The 22,185-nt window shown below is 58.6% G+C and carries 21 protein-coding genes; 9 read left to right on the forward strand and 12 right to left on the reverse strand.

The genetic code is table 11. The annotated features are described in order from the left end of the window. Positions 1-5 precede the first annotated feature (5 nt). The 4 genes from ACT7DV_RS00435 to ACT7DV_RS00450 form a co-directional block, all read right to left on the reverse strand. Positions 6-1,511, reverse strand: a complete 1,506-nt coding sequence (locus ACT7DV_RS00435) for an EboA domain-containing protein (protein WP_444660410.1) — start codon at positions 1,509-1,511, stop codon at positions 6-8. Beyond that, on the reverse strand, positions 1,508-2,434 hold the full coding sequence (locus ACT7DV_RS00440) for an SCO3242 family prenyltransferase (protein ID WP_444660411.1): 927 nt from the start codon (positions 2,432-2,434) through the stop codon (positions 1,508-1,510). Before ACT7DV_RS00440 ends, ACT7DV_RS00435 begins: the two co-directional genes overlap by 4 nt. Next, positions 2,431-3,708 (reverse strand): inositol-3-phosphate synthase, encoded by a 1,278-nt coding sequence (locus ACT7DV_RS00445; RefSeq protein WP_444664726.1) that lies wholly within the window; start codon positions 3,706-3,708, stop codon positions 2,431-2,433. The genes ACT7DV_RS00440 and ACT7DV_RS00445 overlap by 4 nt, the downstream gene beginning before the upstream one ends. An 88-nt stretch (positions 3,709-3,796) precedes the next feature. Then, positions 3,797-4,747 carry a sugar phosphate isomerase/epimerase family protein gene (locus ACT7DV_RS00450; RefSeq protein ID WP_444660412.1) on the reverse strand — a complete coding sequence of 317 codons (951 nt, stop codon included), beginning with the start codon at positions 4,745-4,747 and terminating at the stop codon, positions 3,797-3,799. 329 nt (positions 4,748-5,076) lie between these two features. Here ACT7DV_RS00450 and ACT7DV_RS00455 point away from each other — a divergent pair, with 329 nt between their 5' ends. Together ACT7DV_RS00455 and ACT7DV_RS00460 are read left to right on the forward strand one after the other, a co-directional pair. After that, positions 5,077-6,276, forward strand: coding sequence for an ROK family protein (locus tag ACT7DV_RS00455; protein WP_444660413.1), 1,200 nt, complete (start codon positions 5,077-5,079; stop codon positions 6,274-6,276). A gap of 148 nt (positions 6,277-6,424) precedes the next feature. Further along, positions 6,425-7,357 carry a sugar phosphate isomerase/epimerase family protein gene (locus tag ACT7DV_RS00460; protein WP_444660414.1) on the forward strand — a complete coding sequence of 311 codons (933 nt, stop codon included), beginning with the start codon at positions 6,425-6,427 and terminating at the stop codon, positions 7,355-7,357. Between the two features lie 140 nt (positions 7,358-7,497). Here ACT7DV_RS00460 and ACT7DV_RS00465 read toward each other — a convergent pair whose 3' ends face one another. After that, positions 7,498-7,950 (reverse strand): tetratricopeptide repeat protein, encoded by a 453-nt coding sequence (locus tag ACT7DV_RS00465; protein WP_060701099.1) that lies wholly within the window; start codon positions 7,948-7,950, stop codon positions 7,498-7,500. Next, positions 7,947-8,705 carry a 4-hydroxy-tetrahydrodipicolinate reductase gene (dapB, locus tag ACT7DV_RS00470; protein ID WP_444660415.1) on the reverse strand — a complete coding sequence of 253 codons (759 nt, stop codon included), beginning with the start codon at positions 8,703-8,705 and terminating at the stop codon, positions 7,947-7,949. The genes ACT7DV_RS00465 and dapB overlap by 4 nt, the downstream gene beginning before the upstream one ends. A gap of 196 nt (positions 8,706-8,901) precedes the next feature. On the opposite strand from dapB, the gene ACT7DV_RS00475 reads away from it, so the two are divergent. Together ACT7DV_RS00475 and ACT7DV_RS00480 are read left to right on the forward strand one after the other, a co-directional pair. Next, entirely contained in the window at positions 8,902-9,312 is a 411-nt protein-coding gene (locus ACT7DV_RS00475) for a hypothetical protein (RefSeq protein WP_444660416.1), read from the forward strand. A gap of 92 nt (positions 9,313-9,404) precedes the next feature. Beyond that, the gene (locus tag ACT7DV_RS00480) at positions 9,405-10,139 is read left to right on the forward strand and encodes an alpha/beta fold hydrolase (RefSeq protein ID WP_444660417.1); all 735 of its coding nucleotides are present in this window, start codon (positions 9,405-9,407) and stop codon (positions 10,137-10,139) included. A 69-nt stretch (positions 10,140-10,208) separates the two neighbouring features. Here the strand turns inward: ACT7DV_RS00480 and ACT7DV_RS00485 are convergent, their stop codons facing one another. From ACT7DV_RS00485 to ACT7DV_RS00500, 4 genes are all read right to left on the reverse strand, one after another. Beyond that, the gene (locus ACT7DV_RS00485; protein WP_444664728.1) at positions 10,209-11,579 is read right to left on the reverse strand and encodes a M16 family metallopeptidase; all 1,371 of its coding nucleotides are present in this window, start codon (positions 11,577-11,579) and stop codon (positions 10,209-10,211) included. A 123-nt stretch (positions 11,580-11,702) separates the two neighbouring features. Continuing rightward, positions 11,703-11,906, reverse strand: coding sequence for a helix-turn-helix domain-containing protein (locus ACT7DV_RS00490; RefSeq protein ID WP_444664730.1), 204 nt, complete (start codon positions 11,904-11,906; stop codon positions 11,703-11,705). Positions 11,907-12,146: 240 nt separating this feature from the next. Next, positions 12,147-12,530: a hypothetical protein gene (locus tag ACT7DV_RS00495; RefSeq protein ID WP_206693457.1), complete on the reverse strand. Its 384-nt coding sequence runs from the start codon at positions 12,528-12,530 to the stop codon at positions 12,147-12,149. A gap of 131 nt (positions 12,531-12,661) precedes the next feature. Next, a complete protein-coding gene (locus tag ACT7DV_RS00500) occupies positions 12,662-13,153 on the reverse strand; it encodes an S-ribosylhomocysteine lyase (protein ID WP_022875897.1) in 492 nt (163 codons plus the stop codon). A 124-nt stretch (positions 13,154-13,277) separates the two neighbouring features. Here ACT7DV_RS00500 and ACT7DV_RS00505 point away from each other — a divergent pair, with 124 nt between their 5' ends. Together ACT7DV_RS00505 and ACT7DV_RS00510 are read left to right on the forward strand one after the other, a co-directional pair. Beyond that, positions 13,278-13,838, forward strand: coding sequence for a phosphorylase family protein (locus ACT7DV_RS00505; RefSeq protein WP_444660418.1), 561 nt, complete (start codon positions 13,278-13,280; stop codon positions 13,836-13,838). A 221-nt stretch (positions 13,839-14,059) separates the two neighbouring features. Further along, complete coding sequence (locus ACT7DV_RS00510) at positions 14,060-15,427, forward strand: short-chain fatty acid transporter (protein WP_444660419.1); 1,368 nt, start codon at positions 14,060-14,062, stop codon at positions 15,425-15,427. Between the two features lie 81 nt (positions 15,428-15,508). Here the strand turns inward: ACT7DV_RS00510 and ACT7DV_RS00515 are convergent, their stop codons facing one another. Then, positions 15,509-17,740: a polyribonucleotide nucleotidyltransferase gene (locus ACT7DV_RS00515; RefSeq protein ID WP_146278028.1), complete on the reverse strand. Its 2,232-nt coding sequence runs from the start codon at positions 17,738-17,740 to the stop codon at positions 15,509-15,511. A 346-nt stretch (positions 17,741-18,086) separates the two neighbouring features. Then, positions 18,087-18,986: a helix-turn-helix transcriptional regulator gene (locus ACT7DV_RS00520; protein ID WP_444660420.1), complete on the reverse strand. Its 900-nt coding sequence runs from the start codon at positions 18,984-18,986 to the stop codon at positions 18,087-18,089. A gap of 133 nt (positions 18,987-19,119) precedes the next feature. On the opposite strand from ACT7DV_RS00520, the gene ACT7DV_RS00525 reads away from it, so the two are divergent. The 3 genes from ACT7DV_RS00525 to ACT7DV_RS00535 all read left to right on the forward strand — a co-directional run bounded on the left by ACT7DV_RS00525 (position 19,120) and on the right by ACT7DV_RS00535 (position 22,064). Next, entirely contained in the window at positions 19,120-20,370 is a 1,251-nt protein-coding gene (locus tag ACT7DV_RS00525) for an MFS transporter (protein WP_444660421.1), read from the forward strand. 244 nt (positions 20,371-20,614) lie between these two features. Beyond that, positions 20,615-21,661, forward strand: a complete 1,047-nt coding sequence (locus ACT7DV_RS00530) for an NAD(P)-dependent alcohol dehydrogenase (protein WP_444660422.1) — start codon at positions 20,615-20,617, stop codon at positions 21,659-21,661. Positions 21,662-21,761: 100 nt separating this feature from the next. Next, positions 21,762-22,064 carry a DUF1883 domain-containing protein gene (locus ACT7DV_RS00535; RefSeq protein WP_444660423.1) on the forward strand — a complete coding sequence of 101 codons (303 nt, stop codon included), beginning with the start codon at positions 21,762-21,764 and terminating at the stop codon, positions 22,062-22,064. Positions 22,065-22,185 lie beyond the last annotated feature (121 nt).

The raw sequence follows: 22,185 nt of genomic DNA on the forward strand, positions 1-22,185 counted from the left end.
CCTTCTTAGGGTCGTGAGGTGTGGCTGGCCAGGTCCTGAAGCAAGCCAACGTCTTTGGGAACAGGTCGGTGGGCGGCGCGGCGCTCTGCTGCGAAGTCCTCGGCCATTCGGGCTAGTTCAGCATCAGCACGGATTGACAGGTCGCTGACCGCGCTCAGGCTCACGCCCATGAAGATGAGCTTGAGCACCGCATGGCGCCAGGCGTGCTGGTCAAGGTGCGATGCGGCAAACGGTCCAACAGCCGCGGCAACCAGCGAGGTCTCGTTGGTGCGCAACGCATCAGAGGTGAGTTCCAGCCCTGTGGCAATGATTCGGCCGTCCAGCTCGGGCATCGATTGCGCAAGCAAATTGATGCCACGCAATACGCCCCTTCGTTCAGCCGAATCTCCGCGGTAGTACAAATCCCTAATTTCCTGGGCGAATGGCCCGGGCTCTTGAATTCGGGACAGTTCACGGATCAGCCGGGCACGGGCCGTGTCATCCGCAGTCCCGTATAGGACCCCAGCGGGGTCGGCCTGCGGGGAATTTGGCGCCCTGCCCACACGGCGTCCGGCACTGGCGAAAATCCGAGGCAATGCGCTGGCATTTTCGGCCACAGCCGATAGGCATTCGCGCAGCCAAGCTTCGATTGTCCTTTGCGCTTCCGAAGCAGTCCATGCCTCGCGCAGGGCGGCCATGCTGTCCAGGGCCAAAGCCGGCGCATCCCATGAATGGCGTGGCAATTCCACGGCAGCTACGCCCCGGTAATCCATATCGGCCAGGGTGTTCAGTGCCGCGGACAGGTCGACGATGCCCTGCCCAAAGGGAAGGTGCTCGTGGGCGTGCGCCATCATGTCATCTAGCTGTACATTGGCCAGCAATTCCCCTGCTTGGCGCAATGCTACTTCCACCCCATGCGGCTCGACCACGACGCAGTGCCCAATATCCACGGTGACGCGCAATCCCTGCGGGTTCCCCAACTCCGTGCGCAGTCGCAACGCGTCGGCCACGGTTTCCACGAGCATCCCCGGCTCAGGTTCGATGCTGAGCAGCACGCCGTTCGAAGCGGCATAGTCGACCAGCTGGCCAACGCGCGCAATCAAGCGCTGCCAGCCAAGTTGCGCCGATGTCCCCTCCGGCAGGATCCCCGAGAAAAAAGATACGCAGTCGGCGTCCAAAGCGGCCGCGATGCCAATGGCGCGGCGCAGGAATTCAAGCCGGACTTCGGCATGTTCTTCAACAAGCGCCGGGCGATGCTTGTGCCGGGCATCAAGCAGGAACCGGGTTCCTGTTTCGATGACGACTCGCATTTGGTGTTTCTCGAGCAGGCTGCGGATTTCTGCGACCTGATTTTGCACGTCCGGGGCAAACGGATCCAGATGCGGGTGCCCCAAAGTCAAGGCCACCGCGGTGTAGCCCTGCTCAGCCAGCAGCCGCACCGCCACTGGCAACGGATGATCCGCCCAGCCGTTGGTTCCGTAGCCGATTGCGAAAGGAAAGTCCTGGGCTGGTTGTTGTTCAGCTGCGCTCATGATTCGCTGATCCTCTTCACTCTGCTGCCCGAACGCAGCACCTTGCCGACTACGTCCAGGGAACCGATAATCGCTCCGGCGACTGGACTGCCATGGCTGAGCGCCAGCGCTGCCTGCAGCGGGATCATCGACCGGATGCCCGCTTTGGTGGCGTCCAAGGCGTTGCCCGCGCTCGGCTCGTGGATGGCACGCCATTGAGCTGAGCCGCAGCGGCTGGCATAGACCGCAATGGCTGCCGTGGTCGTGGCCAGGTGCCGAATCAGGATGCTGGCTTCGGAAGACGTTCTCCCCGGTTTCTGGGCCCCGGCGAGCGCTGCTCCAACTAGCACACCGGCTGACACTGCGACCGTGGTTGCTGTGGCGCCGGAGGCCACCGCGACGCTGGTGCCGCTGACTTCGCCGCGTGATAGAGCCGTGACGGCCACGGTATGTCCGCCCATGATCGCGGCCGCTGGCAATGCGGTGCGAACCCGATCCGATCCTGCCCCCATTAAGACGTCCAGTGCCCGGCACAGCCCCATGGACAAGGCTCCGGTCACCGGGTTCCGTTTAGCTACAAGGTCATAGGCCCAGATCGAGGCAGCCAAGGGCAGGCCGAACGCTACCGCGCTTCGCCCGCCGCCGAAAGCGCTCAGGCCCAGGCCGGCCGCGGTAAGTCCCGCAGCAGTGGCCAAGGCTGCGCCGGGTGCTACCCGCCCTGAGGGAATGGGCCGCTCTGGTCGTTCAACGGCATCAATGTCACGGTCGGCGTAGTCGTTGAGAGCCATCCCCGCTGCGTACAGGCAGGCACTGGCCAGGGGCAGTGCAATCCTTCGCCCAAATGGGGAGCGATTTGCCGCGGCACCGCCGGCGAGGGTATCCCCGATTACTGTCAATACGGCTGGGGCACGCAGCAATTCCAGGTAGTCATTTGTACGGCTCATCGGGCTGCGGCACCCTGCGAAACGCGGCTTTCTGGCATGTCCGCCATGGCGGAAATCCGTGCACCTGCCTGCTGTGCCCAGTCCAAGAGAAGCCGGCTTTGCTCGGCAAAGGCATGTTCATCGCTGCCCCATGGATCCTTGAAGAAGAATCCGAGCTGGCCTACCTGCCCCTGTTCCCCAGCGGCATCGGCCAGGCCCATGAGCCTGGCGAGATCGAGGATCATCGGGGCTGCCAGCATTGAATCGTAAGCGCTCCACGTGGTCTGCAAGGTCAGACGGGATCCGAGGAATCCTTCCACATTAATGTAGTCCCAAGCGACTTTGGTTTCCCCGAGGTCCGGGACGTTGTCAATATGCAAAGGCGTAGTTGCGGCATTGGTTAGGGACTGGAGGCCACGGTTCTTGGATTGGAGCTTACCCGCCACAGCCTGCGGGTCAGCCAAAGTGGCGCCGTCTCCTCCTCCGAGCAAATTGGCACCAGCCCATGACAAGACCCGCAATCCGCGCGCGGCCAAGCCTGGCGCCAGTACCGAGCGCAGCCAGGTCTGCCCTGTTTTGCCATCCTGGCCCGCAGTTGGAATACCGCGCTCGGCGGCGAGCTGCGCCAGTGCCGGGATGTTCAGGGCAGGTGAGGGCGTGAAGCAGATATATGGCGCTTCGGCGAGAATCGCTGCATAGGCGCTGAGCGAGCTAGGGGGAAGGATCTCTTGTGCAGGGTCCTCAAGAGCCGCCATGAGCAGGTCCAGATCATCAAATTCGGGCAGGTGATCAATCGGTGCTTCCGTGGAGGACACATCGATCACAACTACCCGATCCAAGCCATGGCCATTCCGGAATTGGCGGATGTCTTCGGCAAGGCGGCGTGCTATCTCGGCCTGCGGTACACCCTCAGCGCCCGGAAAGTATCCGGGCCGGACCCGGGAATCGGCGTCTTCCAATTCGGCCTGAATGGCCTGAACCAAATGTTGCGGCAACATCCCGGTGCTGACCAAGTGCTCTGCTCGCTTGGCTATCGAAACGTCGCTAATATCATGACCGCCAATGACCAGGTCAGAGAATCTAGGTAGTGGAATAGTTGAAAATTCCTCCTGGCTGGTCACGCAGCCGACGGCCGGTGCCAGCCCAGCGCAGATCGCAGCGAGTCCGGTCGTGGCAGTGGTCGCCACGGATCCGCGGGCGCCGATGAGCCACAAGCCCACTCGGCCTACTTTGGATTCCCCTCGATCATGCTCTGGTGCGGCCACGGTTTCATCGAAAGTGCTGCCAGCTGGCATATCCACGTCATTGTCCTTTCAGCTGTGGTGTATCAAGCACACTTGCTCTGTAATGGTGCTCAAGCGCTATGTTGTTGGAATTCTGAATTCAGCAGGTGTAGCAACTGAGGAATTCGAAGCTGTCACGCGCGAATTCCGCAGTGGATGGCGCAAGATCGCGTTCCACAATGAAGTACTTGACCTGTTTTTGGGCGGCGTCGAGAATCGGTGTCCACTCAAGTTCCCCTTCGCCCAAGTCAGTTGGAATCGCTCGCTCGTCGCCATTGAGGAAACCGTCTTTGACGTGCAATAGTTCAACCCTTTCGCCGTAGTCGCTCAAAAGCTGAACAACGTCGACTCCCGCATCCGCGGCCCAGAGGACATCAAGTTCAAACGTCACGTATCCGGGGTCGGTGAACTCGGCTAGCAATGCCCACGCACTGGTGAGCTCCCCTGTCCGAGGATGCGGAAACTGGCGAGTGAATTCCCCTTGATGGTTATGGACAAAGATTTTTCCCGTACCGGAATTTTTGGACCTTTCGCCCAAACGATTGAGGGTTCTCGCAGTTTCGAGGGTGTCCCGGAGCGAAGCTGTTCCAGGTGAGGCTGAGCCCCCTGACCCCGTGTACCGCTGCCCCACGGTTTTGGCGAAATCTATAGTCTCTGCGAAAGTTTTCTCGTCCGTGCTTCCATGAGCTGTTGGCGCATTTAGTCCGTGCCGTTCAAGAAGTTCGGAGAATTCCTTGGCTGTGCGACCTTCGTAGGTTTCATCAAAGGGCTCGACGTTTTCATATCCAATGGCGGCCAGCTCGGCAAAGATCTTCTCAGTGCCGATGGCGTTCCCCCAGTTCGAATAGCTGAACATTTGGATCGAAATCTTATTTGCAGGTATGCCGCGCCCTTGGCAGTGATCGCTCCCTGCATTATCTGCAGCTCGATGGCGGCTCTCCGATTGGGTCGCACCATTTAGCGTGCCAGTCGCCAGCGTCAGCACAGCCACCGCACCCAGTGCGCGCAATGGCAACTGTTTCTTAGGTGTTGCCCGCGGGCGAGTAGCCATGAGCTCCTCCTCGAGTGGTGGCGTGAAACGGCACTGGTCAGACGCGGGGTGCAATCGCCAACAAGATGAATGAGATGCCGGTCACATGAACCTAGCACGGCTAATGACGATATTCAACGGATCTATGAAATTCACCGATATATGTCAGTGGGAATGTGGCTCTCTTTTGTTGCCAGACGCGGTAGTTGAGTTAACTCTCAACATATTGATGAAATCAAAACCATTGCAGCAATGCACTCATCGTTGTTGATTCATCCAACAAAACGCTCGATGCGACACCCTTTCTCGGTGGTAACGCGTTCTGTCGATTTGTATGTTGTAATTAGTCGATGAATGACATAAGTAATTTCAGTGGCCTTAGCGGCTCCGGCGCCAGCGAACTTTTCCAAATCCTTCGAGACGGACGACCGCGAACCCGCACCGAATTAGCCGACCTCATGGGCCTGGCTCGCTCAACCGTCACGTTGCGCATCGAAGCGCTAATGGACCTGGGGCTCGTTGGGTACGTCGATGACGCCATTTCCACCGGCGGTCGGCCTTCAACCCGCATTGCCCTCAAGGCCGGGAGCAAGGTCGTCCTTGGAATCGATATCGGAGCTTCTCACGTTCGAGTTGCCCTGACCGATCTGCTGGGGCACCGCCTGAAAGAGAACAGTCAGAGTATCGAAGTTTCCAAAGGGCCAGATGTCGTCTTGGAGTGTGCGGTCAACCTGGGCAAGGAGCTCCTCGAGTCAACCAATCACTCCCTGACCGATTTGCTATCAGTGGGAGTTGGCGTGCCCGGACCCGTCGAGCATCGCACCGGTCGCCCATTCAACCCACCCATCATGCCTGGCTGGAACGGGTTTGACGTCCCCGGGCTTCTAAAAGATCACTTCAACGTTCCCGTTCTCGTGGATAACGATGTAAATATCATGGCCCTCGGTGAACGCAACGCCGCTTGGCCAGATGTGGACAACATGTTGTTCGTAAAAATCGCCACAGGCATTGGCTCAGGGATCATTTCAAACGGAAGACTGCAGCGCGGCGCAGACGGCGTCGCCGGGGATATCGGGCACATAAGAGTTCACAATGGCACCGGCACCCCTTGCCATTGCGGGAATCTGGACTGCCTGGAGGCAGTTGCCTCCGGTCCTGCAGTCGCCAAAAAGTTGCGCGCCCTTGGACACGAAGCCAACAGCAGCGAGGACGTTATTGCCTTGGTCAGTTCCGGCAATGCGGAAGCCGTACACGCTGTCCGACAAGCAGGTCGAGACGTTGGCGAAGTCCTCTCTGCCTGCGTGAGCCTCATAAACCCCTCAGTCATCGTGATCGGAGGCTCTATGACCCTGACCGGTGAGCACTTCATTGCAGGCATCCGCGAAGTCGTGTACTCCCGCGCCATACCCGTCGCAACCCAGCACCTGCGAATCGTCCAGTCCGGATCAGGACTGGATGCCGGAGTGCTTGGCGCAAGCATGCTCGCCATCCACCACGCCATGTCGCCAAAGCATATTGATGCGTTGGTCAATGGTCTTAAGAGCGACTAAAGATGTCGCTTCGTCGACCTTTTGTCGATTTCCGACAACTTTTGCTTGACAGACAACAAAGTCCGAAAATAGTGTTGTGTGCGTCACATAACCAAAGCGCTGATGCTTCATGCATCTAGCGTTTGTCGCACGCTAGAAAGGCATCACTATGTGCTTCGGATTCAATGCTCCAGCCGCCCTTAAACGCTCGCTGGAGCAAAAAGAAGTCGGCCGACGAGGCTTCCTCAGTGGTGCTGCCGCTCTGGGCGCCACCATCGGACTGGCCGGAATGGGCGTTGCCCCAGCCATGGCGGCTCCAGCCGGCGTCCGCCCGGTGCCCCCGGGACTGATCAGCATCCAGCTATACACCCTTCGCTCGATCATGAACGGTGACGGAGTGGACCAAACTCTGGCCGCGCTGGCCAACTACGGTTACAGCAAAGTGGAACTGGCCGGCTTCTACGGACGCACCGCCGAGCAGCTGCGTGCAACCCTCGATTCATTCGGCATCACCCCTTCCTCCAGCCACTCCGGACTCAGCGATTCACCTGAGGGCTTGGAAACCAAGCTGGCCGACGCAGTCACGCTGGGCCAGACCCACATCAACGTGCCTTACCTCGTCTCCAGCAACGGTGACGACTGGCGCCGCTGGGCTGACCAGATGAACGAAGAAGCAGTAGCAGCCAACGCTGCGGGTCTGAAGTACGGCTACCACAATCACGCCCACGAGTTCACTACTGATCTGGGCAACGGCGAAACCCCGTGGGACATTTTCACCAGCCGTTTAGATCCAAGTCTCGTCCATCTCGAAGTTGACCTGTACTGGGCCGTCACCGGCGGTGTGGGTATTGGCGCCGCGGATCCAATCCAGTTCGCCATCGACACCATCAAGCAGGCACCGCAGAAGACCCTGCAGTACCATGTCAAGGACCGCGACGCAGCCGGCGACTTCGCCGATCTCGGTACCGGAGCCATCGATTTCTCGCGCATCTTCGCGGCCCACCGCCCGAAGGAATTCATCGTCGAGAATGACCGTCCGGACGTCACACCGCTGCAGACTGCAGAGGTAGGCTTCAACTACCTGCGCAAGCTGCGTTTCTAGCCCGAGCTGAGCGGGCGGTACAACGCAGCAAAGCTTCAAGAGAGAGAAGTGCCGTGGCCAGGCACCAAATGGTGTCTGGCCACGGCACTTCTATTTCAAATCTCGCCCTGATCCACTTTCAAGGCGCGAATCAACGCGTTCTACTTGCTGACTTTTTCGTCCTGAAGCCAGTAGCCGATTGCGGTGCGCATGGATTTGCGAGCGCGAGCCTTATCGCCACAGGCCTCATAGGCCAAGGCCAGTCGGTACCAGGACTTCCAAGATTCTGGATTCTCTTCCACGTCGCGCTGGTGATGAGGAAAATCCTCATCAGCGGCTGCACGAACGAATCGACCCGAAGGCGTGCGAGGCAGATCCAGCGGGAGCTCGCCCGATGCAGCCAAGGACTTGCCCATCTTCTCCGTGCGAAGCCCGAAGAGCACTTCTCGAATCAAGATCCACGTGCAGAATGCTGGAATCACCAGGATGGCCACGCCCATGATCTGGGCGATCAGCGTGCCGGTGCTCATGAAGCGCACTGCCTGGGTGAATGTCATCCCAATGTACAGGGCAAAGAGCAGAAGGATTCCGGCAACCCAAAGTTTGGTCTTCACTGGCCAAGCTCCAGGTAGCCATCCAGGCCATAGGTCAGGCCCGGACGTGATGCCACGGTGCGCAAGCCCAGCAAAACGCCTGGCATGAACGAAGCACGGTCAAATGAATCATGGCGCAAGGTGAACTGCTCGCCGGGGCCGCCCAAGAGAACTTCTTGATGAGCCACGAGCCCGCGAAGACGCACCGAGTGAACGTGGATTCCGTCAACCACGGAACCCCGTGCCCCTTCCAGCTGGGTTTCCGTCGCGTCGGGGCTGGCTGGCACGCCAGCAGCCTCGCGGGACTTGGCAACCAGTTCTGCGGTGCGCACGGCAGTGCCGCTCGGAGCATCGACCTTGTTAGGGTGGTGCAATTCGATAATTTCCACTGATTCAAAGTACTTTGCAGCAGTTGCCGCGAACGCGCTGGCCAAGACCGATCCCAAGGCGAAGTTGGGAGCAATCAAGACGCCAGCTTCCTGGTGACTGTCCAGAAGCGAGACAAGTTCGGCACGGCGATCATCGTCCCAGCCCGTCGTTCCCACCACTGCGTGAAGACCGTTTTCCACTGCAAACCGGACGTTGGCTTCCGTGGCTGCCGGAACCGAAAGGTCAACCACGTGGGTTGCTCCTGCTTCGAGAATCTGGGCAAGGTCGTCGCCTCGACCCAAGCTGGCCACCAATTCCATATCGGAAGCTTCGGAAACAGCTTTAACCGCTTCGGCTCCCATCCGTCCGGCCGCGCCGAGCACGGCTACCTTGATCTGTGCACTCATGGAGTTAAGCCTATCGTTCCGACAGGCCCCGGCTTGCCAACGATGACGTGAAATCCGACCTGTTTGACCAGGGCGCCCGGACGGTGATGAATGAATTATTTTGAATAGGTCATCGCGCTACGGCCAGTCCAGCTTGTATTGCCTTGCGACACGGGGAAAAATAAGTCCTAGGAGTCTCCAAATAGATAGCAGGGCCATGGGTCAGAAAATTGGGCGTTCTAGTCTGGGCATCAGTGTCATGCTGGCCGTCACTTTTGCAGTCACGTCGTGTGGTTCGCAGACCGAACCCATTTCCTTATCAGACCAGGAATTAGCAGACGTTGTTAATGCCGTTCAGGATGACGGCACCGTAATTGACTCTGCTTCTTGCCAGGTAGAGGTATTCCGAATCGATGGCTCAACTACATATGGCTGGGCAACCTGCGCTCCCTCAAGTGAAACCGCTTCGAATGCTGGCGCCCAGGTAGATGCCTTCCCATTCCGCCTTGACGGCCAAGACCTGCGCCGTCCGGATGAAGGCAATAACTACCAGAAGGATATGGACGAACTCTTCCCCGAAGATTTGCGCTCAGCTATCAGCCAGCACACCACGGGGATGGCCAAGTAACATCCGTTATCTGCCAGCCCTGCCATTTCGCAAGCTGGACGCCACAATAACTATCGTTTTTAAGCGCACGTTTGGCGCAAGGAAAGGCCACCGTGCGCCACGAATATTTCGGGCAGTTACCTGAAACTCTTAAAACCCGCTTGTCTGTCCGCGTGGCTGGGCAGGGACCAGATGTCGTTCTCATTCACGGGTTGGGCGCTTCCAGCCGTTACTTCACTCCACTGGCCAACATCCTGGCCAAAAAGTATCGCGTCATCGTTCCTGAGCTCCCCGGACACGGCAAGAACCTGGATGATGGCCGGCCGGTAACAGTGCCGCGCTTTGCCCACGAGATTGCGCTGGCCTTGCGCGAGTTAAAGGTGGAGAACGCCATCGTGCTGGGTCACTCCATGGGTGCCCAGGTATCCATCGAGCTCGCACGCACGTGGACTTCTCTGGTCAAACACCTAGTCATTGCCGCGCCGGCTGTTAATGACCGCGAGGCGACGCTGTTTCGCCAGGCGCGTCGGCTGATTCAGGACTTTCCCCATGAACTGAATTCTGTCAAAGCCATCCTGATAGTCGATTACCTCCGCTGTGGAATCCCGTGGTGGGCCAAAAGCTGCGAGCAAATGCTGGATTACTCCACCGTCGATTTGCTCAAAACCGTCCGTTGCCCCGTTGATGTTGTCTGCGGAACGCGTGACCCGCTCTCCCCTCCTGAATTCGGCCTTCGCCTGATCGCAGGCATTGATCACGCGAAGCTCACGATCATGCAGCAAGGAGCCCACGGCTTCAATTTCTCCCATGCTCCGGAACTGGCCGCATTGATTGATGCCGCCAGCTAAACGGCGAGGATCCTTAAACTGAAAACCGTGGCATCCCTTCATGGAATGCCACGGTTTTCCGATGCTCGCTTAAAGTCCCAGCGCTGCTTCGTTTTCGAACGGCCCGACCACGGTAATGACCCGATCTTGGGCCACCAACTCCTGGGCAAGTTCTTGAACCTGCTTGACGGTCACAGCGTTGACACGGTCAAGGGCTTCATCGATGTCCTGGAACTCCCCAGTCACCATTTCTGCCCGTCCAAGCCGCGACATGCGGCTTCCTGGATCTTCGAGGGCTAGCACGGTGCCGCCGGCCAGCTGCCCCTTGGCCTGGGCGAGTTCCTGCTCTGTAATGCCGTGGCTTGCAAGCCGTTCAAGTTCGGCACCGAGCAAGGCAATGACCTCGGCGGCCTTGGAAGGCGCGCAGCCTGCATACATGCCGAAGTAGCCAGCATCGGTATAGGCTGCGGAGAATGAATATGTGGAGTAAACCAATCCGCGCTTCTCCCGGATTTCCTGGAATAGGCGTGAGCTCATCCCGCCACCGAGTACGGCGTTGAGCACGGCCAGCACCTGGCGACGGTCATCGTGTCCGGTGATGCCAACGCAGCCCATGATAATATTTGCCTGCTCAACTGGTCGATTGATAACTTCGATGCCAGCCTTGGACGATATCTGGGCCGGTTGTCCTCCACGACGCGGCTGTGGCACTGCTAGCGGATCAAGATCCCACCCTGCCTCGGTTAAGGCATTAAGAACCATCGAGCACAGCTGGTCATGTTCCAGTGAACCTGCAGCGGTAATGATCAGTTCGCTGGGGCGATAGTGGGCACGATAGTGTTCCATCACCGCTTCGCGGCTGATCTTGTTAATCTCCTCCGGGGTGCCGCCGATTGGGCGTCCTAGCGGGTGGTCTCCCAGTACCCGGGCGACAAAACGCTCATGGGCCACGTCCGTGGCATCGTCAGCATCCATCGCGAGTTCTTCAATGATCACACCGCGTTCCTGCTCCAGCTCCTGCGGGTCTATGACCGCAGATGTCACCATATCGGCAATGACGTCCAACGCCATTGGCAAGTCGGTATCAAGCACACGGGCGTAATAGCAGGTCGATTCCTTGGCGGTAGCCGCATTCGACTCGCCACCGACCGCATCAAAAGACTGCGCAATTTCCAAGGCCGAACGCTTCTTGGTGCCCTTGAACAACAAGTGCTCGAGGAAGTGGGTTGAGCCATAGTGACCGGCTTCTTCATCGCGGGAACCTACTGGCACCCAAAAACCGACCGTCGTGGAGCGCTGTCCTGGCATTGCCTCGGTCAGGACGCGGACGCCCCCAGGCAAAATGCTGCGCCGGACTTCAGAGCCGCCTTCGCCGCGGTGGACCAGAGTGGGGTCCGCCGGATCGATCGGAGAGAACTGTGTCGTCTCCACCGAATGTAACGGCAATGGAATCATGGCCACGAAATACGTCCTTAGTTCTTCGGGGTTGAGCCGCTGTCGGGCTCGGAACATTGTCCTCATTCTCCCACAGAACCATTGCCGCAAGGCAACAGTCCAGTTTGTCGAAGAGGTTGAAATCTCGGGTCAATATGCGCCTGGCGAACTGCGGTTCAAGGCTTTTCGTGCCACCCAGAATTCAGCCAAATCCTTGCTCGATTTGAAGTTTCTGCCCGACAGCTGTTCGATCCGGCCGATTCGATAGCCAAGACTTTGCCGTTGGATGCCTAGCCGGGCCGACGCGGCGTTCCAGTTGCGGTTCTCGTCCAGATAAGCGCAGAGCGTATCGATGAGCGCCTGCTTGGAGGCACCCGCCTGTTGAAGGGGGCCGAGTACGCGTTAGACAATCTCCTTGGCTTGGCTCTCCGAGCGCGGGACGATGGCGTCATAGCCGACAACGCCATTATTAGTTCCGCCCCGCTTCAAGGGCCAATTGTGCCCGTCGGACCGCACCGAGCACCTTTAAGGCGGGCAATGGTTTGAAGCTTGAGGGACCGTTGTGGCCACAGTCAGCCAACGGTGATCAAAGTTCTAGGATTCATCGAGGTATCCGCGTTTTGCGGCATCAGCGCACACCGGGGTTGCGCGTTCGGAATCTACCGATGAACATGCCAAGTAGACGGAATTTGCTGCTTCTTCGAGGCTCAGTTCCTCGTATCCCACCGAACCCGGGTTGTACGAAACCGCTGTGCTCCATTCGTCCAGATCCTTGCAATCTTTCAGGCCCTTGGTTTCGGCCTCCTGGATTTTGGATTCCGAAGCATCAGGGTCCGCCCAAGCTTCGTTTTGCTGTTGGATGGCCTTTTGGCAAGCGTCGCCAATCGTGGTTGTCCGCGCTGAGTCCAGATCAGCACATCCGCTGGTTGAACAAACAATGAAAGCTAGAACGGCGGCGGTGGAAATGGCTTTGCGCATATCAACCATGCTACCTAGGCCAGATATGGTTTTGCTGAGACCACCATTATTGCTTCGGCAGCTTGTGCTTAATACGCAAAAACCTCGCGCTTCGGTGTTGAAGCGCGAGGTCTCTTGTACCCGTTGGTTATTTAGGCGAGCTTGGAACGCTTAAAAGCGTCAAGGCTAATTCCCTGTTCCAAGATCACCTTGGCCCACTCGCGGGCCGAGTGCAGCGAGTGGTCACGGTAGTTGCCACAGCTCTTTGCCTCGGTGCCTGGGACGTCCTCCCAGGTAATGCGCTCGGCAATGTCCTCCAGGGAGCTTTTCACTGCAGCGGCAACCTCCGCAGGCTCTGGCTCGCCCCACAAAATCATGTGGAAGCCGGTGCGGCAGCCAAATGGCGAGAAATCAATCAGGCCGTCAATACGGGTGCGCAACAGGCCAGCCATCGTGTGCTCGATGGTGTGCAAACCAGCGGTTGGGATTTCGCCATGGTTAGGCTGCACAAAACGAATGTCGTAGTTGGTGATGGCATCGCCCTTCGGACCACGCTCCACGCCAATCTTGCGTACATAAGGTGCCTTGACCTTGGTGTGGTCTAAGGCAAAGCTTTCAACTTCTGCAAGTTCGATATCACTCATGAATTAAGTGTATCGGTTGGGTCAACGGCGACTCGACGACTGTTAATGAGCCGTAACCGGTAGACTTCTTAGGACGTTCGGGCTCAGTAGACTTCCCGAACTGACTTCTTTAGAGGGGAAATTCATGTCGGAACAGAAGTCTTTGCTCGTCTTTGCGCACGCAGACGAAGCGGTTGCCTTCGCAGATGTCGAGCACCTGGTTTCAGGGGTCGGCAAGATCAATGCATCGGTGGCTTTGGCAGGCGCGATTGCCGACGGAAATATCAAGAATGTAATCGTGCTCGGCACTGCTGGCGTGGTCGGCCACGCAGGTGAAGACCGCCCCAGCTTGGATACCATTTACCAGGTCACCAAGTTGATCCAGCACGATTTCCCGTTGCCATCTGCCGACGTGGATCCGACTGGCGAGGTCCTGCTTGATGATTACCAGGTCACCATGGCCACTGGCGATGTCTTCGTTTCGGATGACCAGCAGCGCGCCCACGTGCTGGGCCTCGGAGCATCATTGGTGGATATGGAAGGCTACGCCTACGCCAGCGTTTGCCAGCGCTTTAATGTGCCATTGCAGATCTTCAAGATCCCTTCTGACTATGCCGATGATTCGGCTTCCATCGATGAGTGGGACGAAATTGCCAAGCAGAAGAGCGTTCAGTTGCGCGAGTTCTACGACAAGCACCTGGTCTGAGAAAACCAACAGCTGACCCGCTGCTGAAGCAGCCTGCCAACGCCTGACCGTTAACCGGTCGGGCGTTTGGTTTTTCTCCAGCAGTTCTGCCCTCCGCGACCCGCGAGCGGAGCACTGCACCCTGATTACCTGAACATCTGGCTACTATGGGGCACGTCACCATACGACACTCGCAACCGTTGTATATCCCTAGTCAATGATGATGTGAGGTAGCAGAAAACATGAGTGTGCCTACAACCAAACGTGGCGGTACCGTCGCTTCCCGGGCAATGCGCCCGGTCAATAATCTCGTCGAAAAATTCATTCCGTCGGCATTGGTCTTCGCCATCGTGCTGACCTTCATCGTGGCGATTCTCGCGCTGCTGGCCACGGACTCCAATCCGGTGCTCATCGTGCAAAGCTGGGGTGATGGGCTGGCCGGGCTGCTGGGCTTCATCACCCAGATGGCCTTGGTTTTGATGCTTGGATTCATCCTGGCTAATACTCGCCCGGTGCGCAAAATGCTCCGTGCCCTGAGCAGGGTTCCCAGGAGCGCCCTATCCAGTTACGTCTTCGTTTTCCTGGTAGCGGCCATTGCCTCGTTGATCACGTGGGGACTTGGTCTCGTGGTGGGAGGACTGCTGGCCCGCGAAGTCGCGGCCCAGGCTCGTGAACGCAATGTGCGAGTCCACTTCCCGCTGCTCGTCGCCTCCGGATTCGCCGGGTTTGTCATTTGGCACATGGGCTATTCCGGCTCTGGGCCGCTCACTGCTGCAACGCCGGACTCGTTTATCGCCAAGCAGCTCGGTGCACCGCTGCCAATCTCCGAAACGCTCTTCGCCCCGTGGAACCTCATCGCGATCGTGGCAACCATCGTGTTGGTGGGTTTGGCCTTGTACCTCGCTGCGCCACGAGGCGAAGACAAGATCTACGAGCTGCGCACCGATGCGCGAGAAAAACTGGTAGACATCGATGATGAAGTAAGCACCCCAGCCGATCGTGTCGATGCCAGCCGCCTGCCAACGCTACTGCTGGGACTGATGCTGCTGGCATATCTGGTCATCCATTTTGCCAAGGGCGGCACGCTCACCTTGGATATCGTGAATTGGTCTTTCCTCTGCCTGATCCTGCTCTTGGTGCGCAATCCCTTCGAATTGATGGCCCTGACAAGGCATTCAGCATCCAATGTTGGGGAGATTCTCCTGCAGTTCCCGCTCTACGCGGGAATCCTCGGCATCATGACAGGAACCGGCCTCATTGAGGTGATCTCGGAAGCCATGATCGCAGTGTCGACCCCGCAAACATTTGGCCTTCTGGCCTTCTTGTCGGCCGGAGTGGTCAACTTCTTCGTTCCTTCCGGGGGCGGTCAGTTCGCGGTGCAGGCGCCGATCATGCTTACCGCCGCCGCGCAGTTGGATGTTGATCCATCAATTCCCATCATGGCAGTCGCCTACGGGGATCAGTGGACGAACATGATCCAGCCGTTTTGGGCTTTGCCATTGCTGGCCATTGCGGGGTTGAAGATGCGCGACATCCTTGGCTACACCACCATGGTGCTGATCGCTTCAGGCATTGTTTTTGCCGCCACCATGGTTTTTGCATCCCTGTAAGTTTGCACCGCCGAGTTTCTGGTTAGAAAAAACCCCGGTTCATCAATCGATGAACCGGGGTTTTCCTCAGGAATCTAAAGACTACTCAGCAGCAACTGCTTCTTCGGCTTCTTCTTCCACGACTGGTGCCAGCGACAGCTTGCCGCGGTCATCAATCTTGGTGATCTCCACCTGCAGCTTCTGGCCAACGCCGACGACGTCTTCAACGTCTTCAACGCGCTTGCCATCGTTGATCTTGCGCAGCTCGGAGATGTGCAGCAGACCGTCCTTGCCAGGGGTCAGTGAAACGAACGCACCGAAGGTGGTCAGCTTCACGACGGTACCCAGGTAACGCTCGCCGACCTCAGGAACCTGAGGGTTGGCGATGGCGTTGATGGCCGAACGGGCAGCTTCAGCGGACTCGCCGTTGGTTGCGCCGATCAGCACGGTGCCGTCATCCTCGATCGAGATGTCAGCGCCGGTGTCTTCCTGGATCTGGTTGATCATCTTGCCCTTAGGGCCGATGACCTCGCCGATCTTATCCACTGGAATCTTCACGGAGATGATGCGCGGAGCGTTGACGTTCAGCTCATCCGGGGTGTCGATGGCCTGGTTCAGCACGTTCAGGATGTGCAGACGGGCTTCGCGAGCCTGGGTCAGCGCAGCGGCCAGAACCGAAGCTGGAATGCCATCCAGCTTGGTGTCCAGCTGGATCGCGGTGACGAACTCGGAGGTACCTGCAACCTTGAAGTCCATGTCGCCCATGGCATCTTCGGCGCCGAGGATATCGGTCAGGGCAGCGTAACGGGTTTCGCCGTCAACGGTGTCCGAAACCAGGCCCATGGCGATACCTGCAACGGCAGCCTTCAGCGGCACGCCGGCGTTCAGCAGCGACAGGGTCGAAGCGCAAACCGAGCCCATGGAGGTCGAGCCGTTGGAGCCCAAGGCCTCGGAGACCTGGCGGATTGCGTAGGGGAATTCCTCGCGGCTTGGCAGCACTGGGACCAGTGCGCGCTCGGCCAGCGCGCCGTGGCCGATTTCGCGGCGCTTAGGCGAACCAACACGGCCGGTTTCACCGGTCGAGTATGGAGGGAAGTTGTAGTTGTGCATGTAGCGCTTGGACTTCACTGGGGACAGCGAGTCGATCTGCTGCTCCATCTTCAGCATGTTCAAGGTGGTGACGCCCATGATCTGGGTTTCGCCACGCTCGAAGATGGCCGAACCGTGAACGCGAGGTAGAACCTCGACCTCGGCGGAGAGCTGGCGGATGTCAGCCAGTCCACGTCCGTCGATGCGGACCTGGTCGGTCAGGATGCGCTGGCGCACGATGTGCTTGGTAACAGCGCCGAAAGCCTTGGAGATTTCACCCTCGCGGCCTTCGAAGGCGTTGCCTTCGCCAGCCAGCGAAGCAAGGACCTCGTCCTTGTAGGCGCCGGCAGCGTTGTCGCGCTCCTGCTTGTCAGCGATGGTGTAGATCTCTGCCAGGCGGGTCGAAGCAGCAGCCTCGACAGCGGCGAAGGCATCTTCTTCGTAATCGCGGAAGACTGGGAACTCAACGGTTTCCTTGGCAGCGCGGGAAGCCAGGTCAGCCTGGGCCTCGCACAGGACCTTGATGAATGGCTTGGCAGCCTCAAGGCCTTCGGCAACAACCTCTTCGGTTGGTGCCTGGGCGCCGCGTTCCTTGATCAGTTCCCAAGCGTTGTCGGTAGCTTCGGCTTCCACCATCATGATGGCAACGTCGTCGCCAGCGATGCGGCCGGCAACAACCATGTTGAAGACAGCGTTCTTCAGCTCGGAGTGGCGTGGGAAGGCAACCCACTGCGCGCCGTTTCCGTCGTCAACCAGTGCAACGCGAACGCCGCCGATTGGCCCGGAGAATGGCAGGCCCGAAAGCTGGGTGGACATCGAGGAAGCGTTGATTGCTACGACGTCGTACAGCTCATCTGGCTCGATGGACAGGACGGTGACGACAACCTGGACCTCGTTGCGCAGGCCCTTGACGAAGGCTGGGCGCAGCGGGCGGTCCATCAGGCGGCAAGCCAGGATGGCTTCGGTCGATGGGCGGCCTTCGCGGCGGAAGAAGCTGCCCGGGATGCGGCCGGCTGCGTACATGCGCTCTTCGACGTCCACGGTCAGTGGGAAGAAGTCGAAGCCCTCGCGCGGGTGCTTGCCTGCGGTGGTTGCCGAGAGCAGTGCGGTCTCGTCGTCGATGTAGACCATGGCCGAGCCAGCAGCCTGCTTGGCAAGGCGGCCGGTTTCGAAGCGGATGGTGCGGGTGCCGTAGCGACCGTTGTCGATCTGCGCTTCGGCGAATTGGATTTCTGGACCCTCCATTAAGGGGGTGCTCCTTTCGATCGCTCCCAGCTAGGTGGATGAGCGAACCGCGTGGCCCTACCCAGATCTGGTCTTCGATCGAGACCCGCGCTGGAACCCTGGATGGTCCTAGCGAAAGCCACTACCGAGGACCGCGAAACTGGCGGTCGGGACCAACGGTCAGTCAGCCCTGGGAGTTATTTTCATTCGGGACCGGCATAGAACATGCAGGCCCAGGTACTAGCCTACCGGGAATTGGCCAAAGGTGCAGATCCCGACCGGGCGGCGCTTGGCTGTGTCCTTCGGAATCTGCTGTTTTCGCCGCTCCTCACCGAAAGCGGAAAACCCGCCGGCAGCGGGCCTGCACCTAGGATTTGGCGGTTGGCTCGGTGCTGGTTGTCAGCGCCCAGCTGGAGAGCATCTTGAGTCTTTCTTCACTCGGGCTTCCTGGCTGAGCAACATAGATGCTCATTTCGTGGGTAGCGCGCGGCACCTGGGTAATGTCGAAGGAACGATAGGCCAGATCAAGCTGGCCGACCACAGGATGCTGAATTCGCTTGGTGCCTTCATGGGTGAATCTGATGTTGTGGGTGGCCCACAGGGCACGAAAGTCTTCGCTGAGCGTGGAGAGCTCCCCGATCAGATCATGCAGCGCCTTGTCATTCGGTTCGCGCCCTGCCTCTGCACGCAAGAGTGCCGCGGTAGCCGCCGCTCCGCCTTCCCAGTCAAGGAAGAAGTCCTTGGCTGCCGGATCTAAAAAGTGGAAGCGCGCAAAATTTGCGTACCCATTGGCAACCGTCGTCGCGCTATTAAACATCGGCGCATGCAGTGCCCGGCCCAGCTCGTTCGACGCAACCACATCAAGGCGGCCATTGCGCACAAAACCGGCCGAGAGCGTCGCCGAATCCAAGAACCATTGAACCGGCTCTGCAATGGGTCCGGTTTTCTTCCGCCGTGCCGGCTTTCGTGCACTGCCTTTGGCCGTGTGCGCCAGTTCGAAGAGATAGATGCGTTCTTCTTCATTCAGCTGGAGCGCAGAGGCCACTGCTGTCAGGACATCTTCCGAGACACCGGCGATATTGCCCTTTTCCAACCGGGCGTACCATTCGGGGCTGACCCCGGCGAGCACAGCCACTTCTTCCCGGCGCAGTCCCGGCACTCTTCTGCGGTTGCCGGCCGGCAATCCGGCTTCCTCCGGACGCAGCCTCGCTCGGCGGCTGGTCAAGAAATCTTTAATATTGCTGCGCTGGGCATCGGGTTCGGTCATGCTTCCACGGTAAACGACGTTCACGGTTTTTCGGGGGTACAGATAATACCCCTATAAGCTCGCCCTTCTTAGCAGCTGGCAACCACGATGTACTTGAATTACATCCAAGGCGAGTCCAGAGAACAGGAACTTGATGAACGTCGACGAACGTCGTCCTTTGGTGCCAACCGGCACCAGTACACGAGGCACCACCGGCCGGCCGATCCCGCTGGTGGTCTATATCCTTGCTGTTGGCACTTTTACGATGCTGACTACCGAGTTCATCGTTGCTGGAATCCTGACGCAGCTAGCGGCGGATTTGGAAGTCAGCGTTTCGCAGGCTGGCCTGCTCATCACCATATTTGCCGCGGGCATGGTTATTGGCGCTCCGCTAATGGCGCTGCTCACCTTGCGTCTGCCCCAACGCCTGACGCTCATCCTGGCATTGGCAGTTTTTGCTGCCGGGCACGTCGTCGTTGCTTTGGGCACGAGCCTTCAGTTGTTGCTCGCGGCACGCTTCGCCACGGCTCTTGCCACGGGAGCTTTCTGGGCCATCGCAGGAGTCGTGGCTGCCAAAAGCGCAGGCCCTGGAATGGCTTCGCGAGCCTTGGGGATCATCAATGCTGGTGGCATGCTCGCCACCGTTCTGGGGGTGCCTTTGGGTGCCTTTGCTTCCCAATACTTTGGATGGCGCGGATCGTTCTGGGGCTTGGCGGGGCTAGCGGTCCTCTCCGCATTCCTCATTGCCCGGCATGTGCCTCACAACTTGGCACCGCATTCCGCCGTATCAATACGCAAAGAAATTTCCGCGCTTCGTTCTGCGCGATTGTGGCTAGTCTTGGCAGCCTGCGCCACCACAACCGGCGGTGTATTAGCTGCCTATTCCTATATTTCTCCGTTGCTCATTGACGGCACAGGATTCAGCGAGCCAGTGATTCCGCTGGTGCTGATCGGATTTGGCGTCGGTTCCCTGATTGGTTCCCTGGTAGGCGGCAGGCTAGGAGATGCGCACCCGCATCTGCTCACCTTGATTGCCCCCGCTGCTTCAACAGTGATCCTGCTGGCCGTGTGCCTGCTCTCGGATCTGCAGTTGCCGATGATCATCTTGATTGCGCTGCTGGGGTTCTTCGGGCTCGGCGCCAACCCGATTCTTGCGTCCTTGGCCATTGCCTATGGCAAGAATGCTCCAACACTGGCATCTTCGCTAACTGTCGCCGGCTTCAACGCTGGCACAGTGGTTGCATCATGGGCTGGTGGCAAGGCTTTGGAGTCGTCATTGGGCAGCATTGGTCCAGTCCTGCTCGGAGCCAGCGTCGCAGTACTGACCTTGATCCCGGTGATCGCCCTGTCCGTTATTGCTAAGCGCGGCGCCCGCCAAGATTTGCTGCCAGCATCCAGCAGTTAACCTGCCAGCTGCCTGCCTGCTGAAAATAAAAGGCACAAATCTCGTCCAGATGGGATTATTTGCTAATCGACCGCTGTTGTCGCTAGAGGGAATAAGTCATATTTCTCCCGCTGGACGTCAGATCCCACAAGGCCAGCCAGCGGCAATGCGCGAAAATCTGGATTCGCCAGCAACTGAATACCTCCGTGAACCGACATCGGTGAACGGTAACAAGTAAACAGAAAAACAAAGGAAGAACACTCCTATGACAACTATGGCCAACGCCTACGCAGCCCCATCAGCAACTGAGCCACTGGCTCCGATCCAGATCGAACGTCGCGACGTCGGCCCGCACGATGTCTTGATTGACATCAAGTTCGCAGGCATCTGCCACTCCGACATCCATACCGTCCGCGGCGACTGGGGACCACAGTCATACCCGCTGGCTCCAGGCCATGAAATTGCCGGCATCGTGGCGGAAGTTGGTTCCGAAGTCACCAAGCACAAGGTCGGCGACCGCGTCGGCGTGGGCTGCATGGTCAATTCCTGCGGCAAGTGCGAGCAGTGCCTCGACGGCCTGGAACAGTTCTGCGTTGAGGGCATGGTCGGCACCTACGGCGCCATCGACCGCGACGGCACCGTAACCCAGGGCGGCTACACCACCAACGTGGTTGTGACCGAGGATTTCGTGTTGAGCATCCCGGATGGCCTCGACCTTGACGTTGCCGCTCCCCTGCTCTGCGCCGGAATCACCACCTACTCGCCATTGCAGCACTGGGGCGCAGGTCCAGGCAAGAAGGTGGCCGTGATCGGCCTTGGCGGCTTGGGCCACATGGCAGTAAAGATTGCCAACGCGATGGGTGCCGACGTGACTGTACTGTCGCAGTCTCTCAAGAAGAAGGAAGATGGCCTGAAGCTCGGTGCCAGCGACTACCGTGCCACCAGCGATGAGAGCACTTTCAAGGATCTGCACAAGAAGTTCGACCTGATCATCAACACGGTCAGCGCGTCAATCGATATCAGTGCCTTCCTGCAGCTGCTGCGCATTGACGGCACTTTGGTCAACGTTGGCGCACCAGCCGAGCCGCTTCCAGTCAACGCTTTTGCCCTCATCGGTGGCCGCCGCTCCTTCGCTGGATCACAAATTGGTGGAATTCAGGAAACCCAGGACATGCTGGACTTCTGTGGCGAGCACGGCCTCGGTTCAGAAATTGAAGTCATCTCCGCAGATCAGATCAACGAGGCTTACGAGCGCGTCCTGAAGTCGGATGTTCGCTACCGCTTCGTCATCGATACCGCGACGATGGCCTAAGCTTCAATGCGCTAACGGCGTCCGATTCATCAGCTGATATGTTGGTGTTTCGGACGCCGTTCGCTTATCCGATAATTCTTTTTCGCCGGAAAGTTTCCACGTGGCTGAATCAAATTTTGCAGAACATTCATGGGACTACTTGGAACGCGGAAGCGTCCTGGTGGTGACACTCAGCGGACCGGCCAATGTGCGGTTGATGGATCCGGAGAATTTCGCTGCGTTTGAAGATGGTGAAAAATACGAATTCCACGGTGGAATCGCTCGCCGGGCACCCTATCGGCTAAAGGTTCCCCATTCCGGTCCTTGGTTTCTAGCCATTGATCTTGATGGCTTGCCTGGCCGAGGCGTGCGCCATGAAGTCAGCATCGTTCCACCGCAGAAACTCGAAGAACGCAGATCCTAGGGACCGGCTCCGAGCTCCAGCATTAAAAGTCCACCCCAAGAAAAGCAACGCGCAAGAACCAATTAAAACTACTGGTACTTGCGCGTTGCCTTGGATCGGAGCTTGTGGTGCCGGCCTGGTC

It is taken from the genome of Glutamicibacter sp. TV12E, from assembly GCF_052441935.1.
Classification (GTDB): domain Bacteria; phylum Actinomycetota; class Actinomycetes; order Actinomycetales; family Micrococcaceae; genus Glutamicibacter.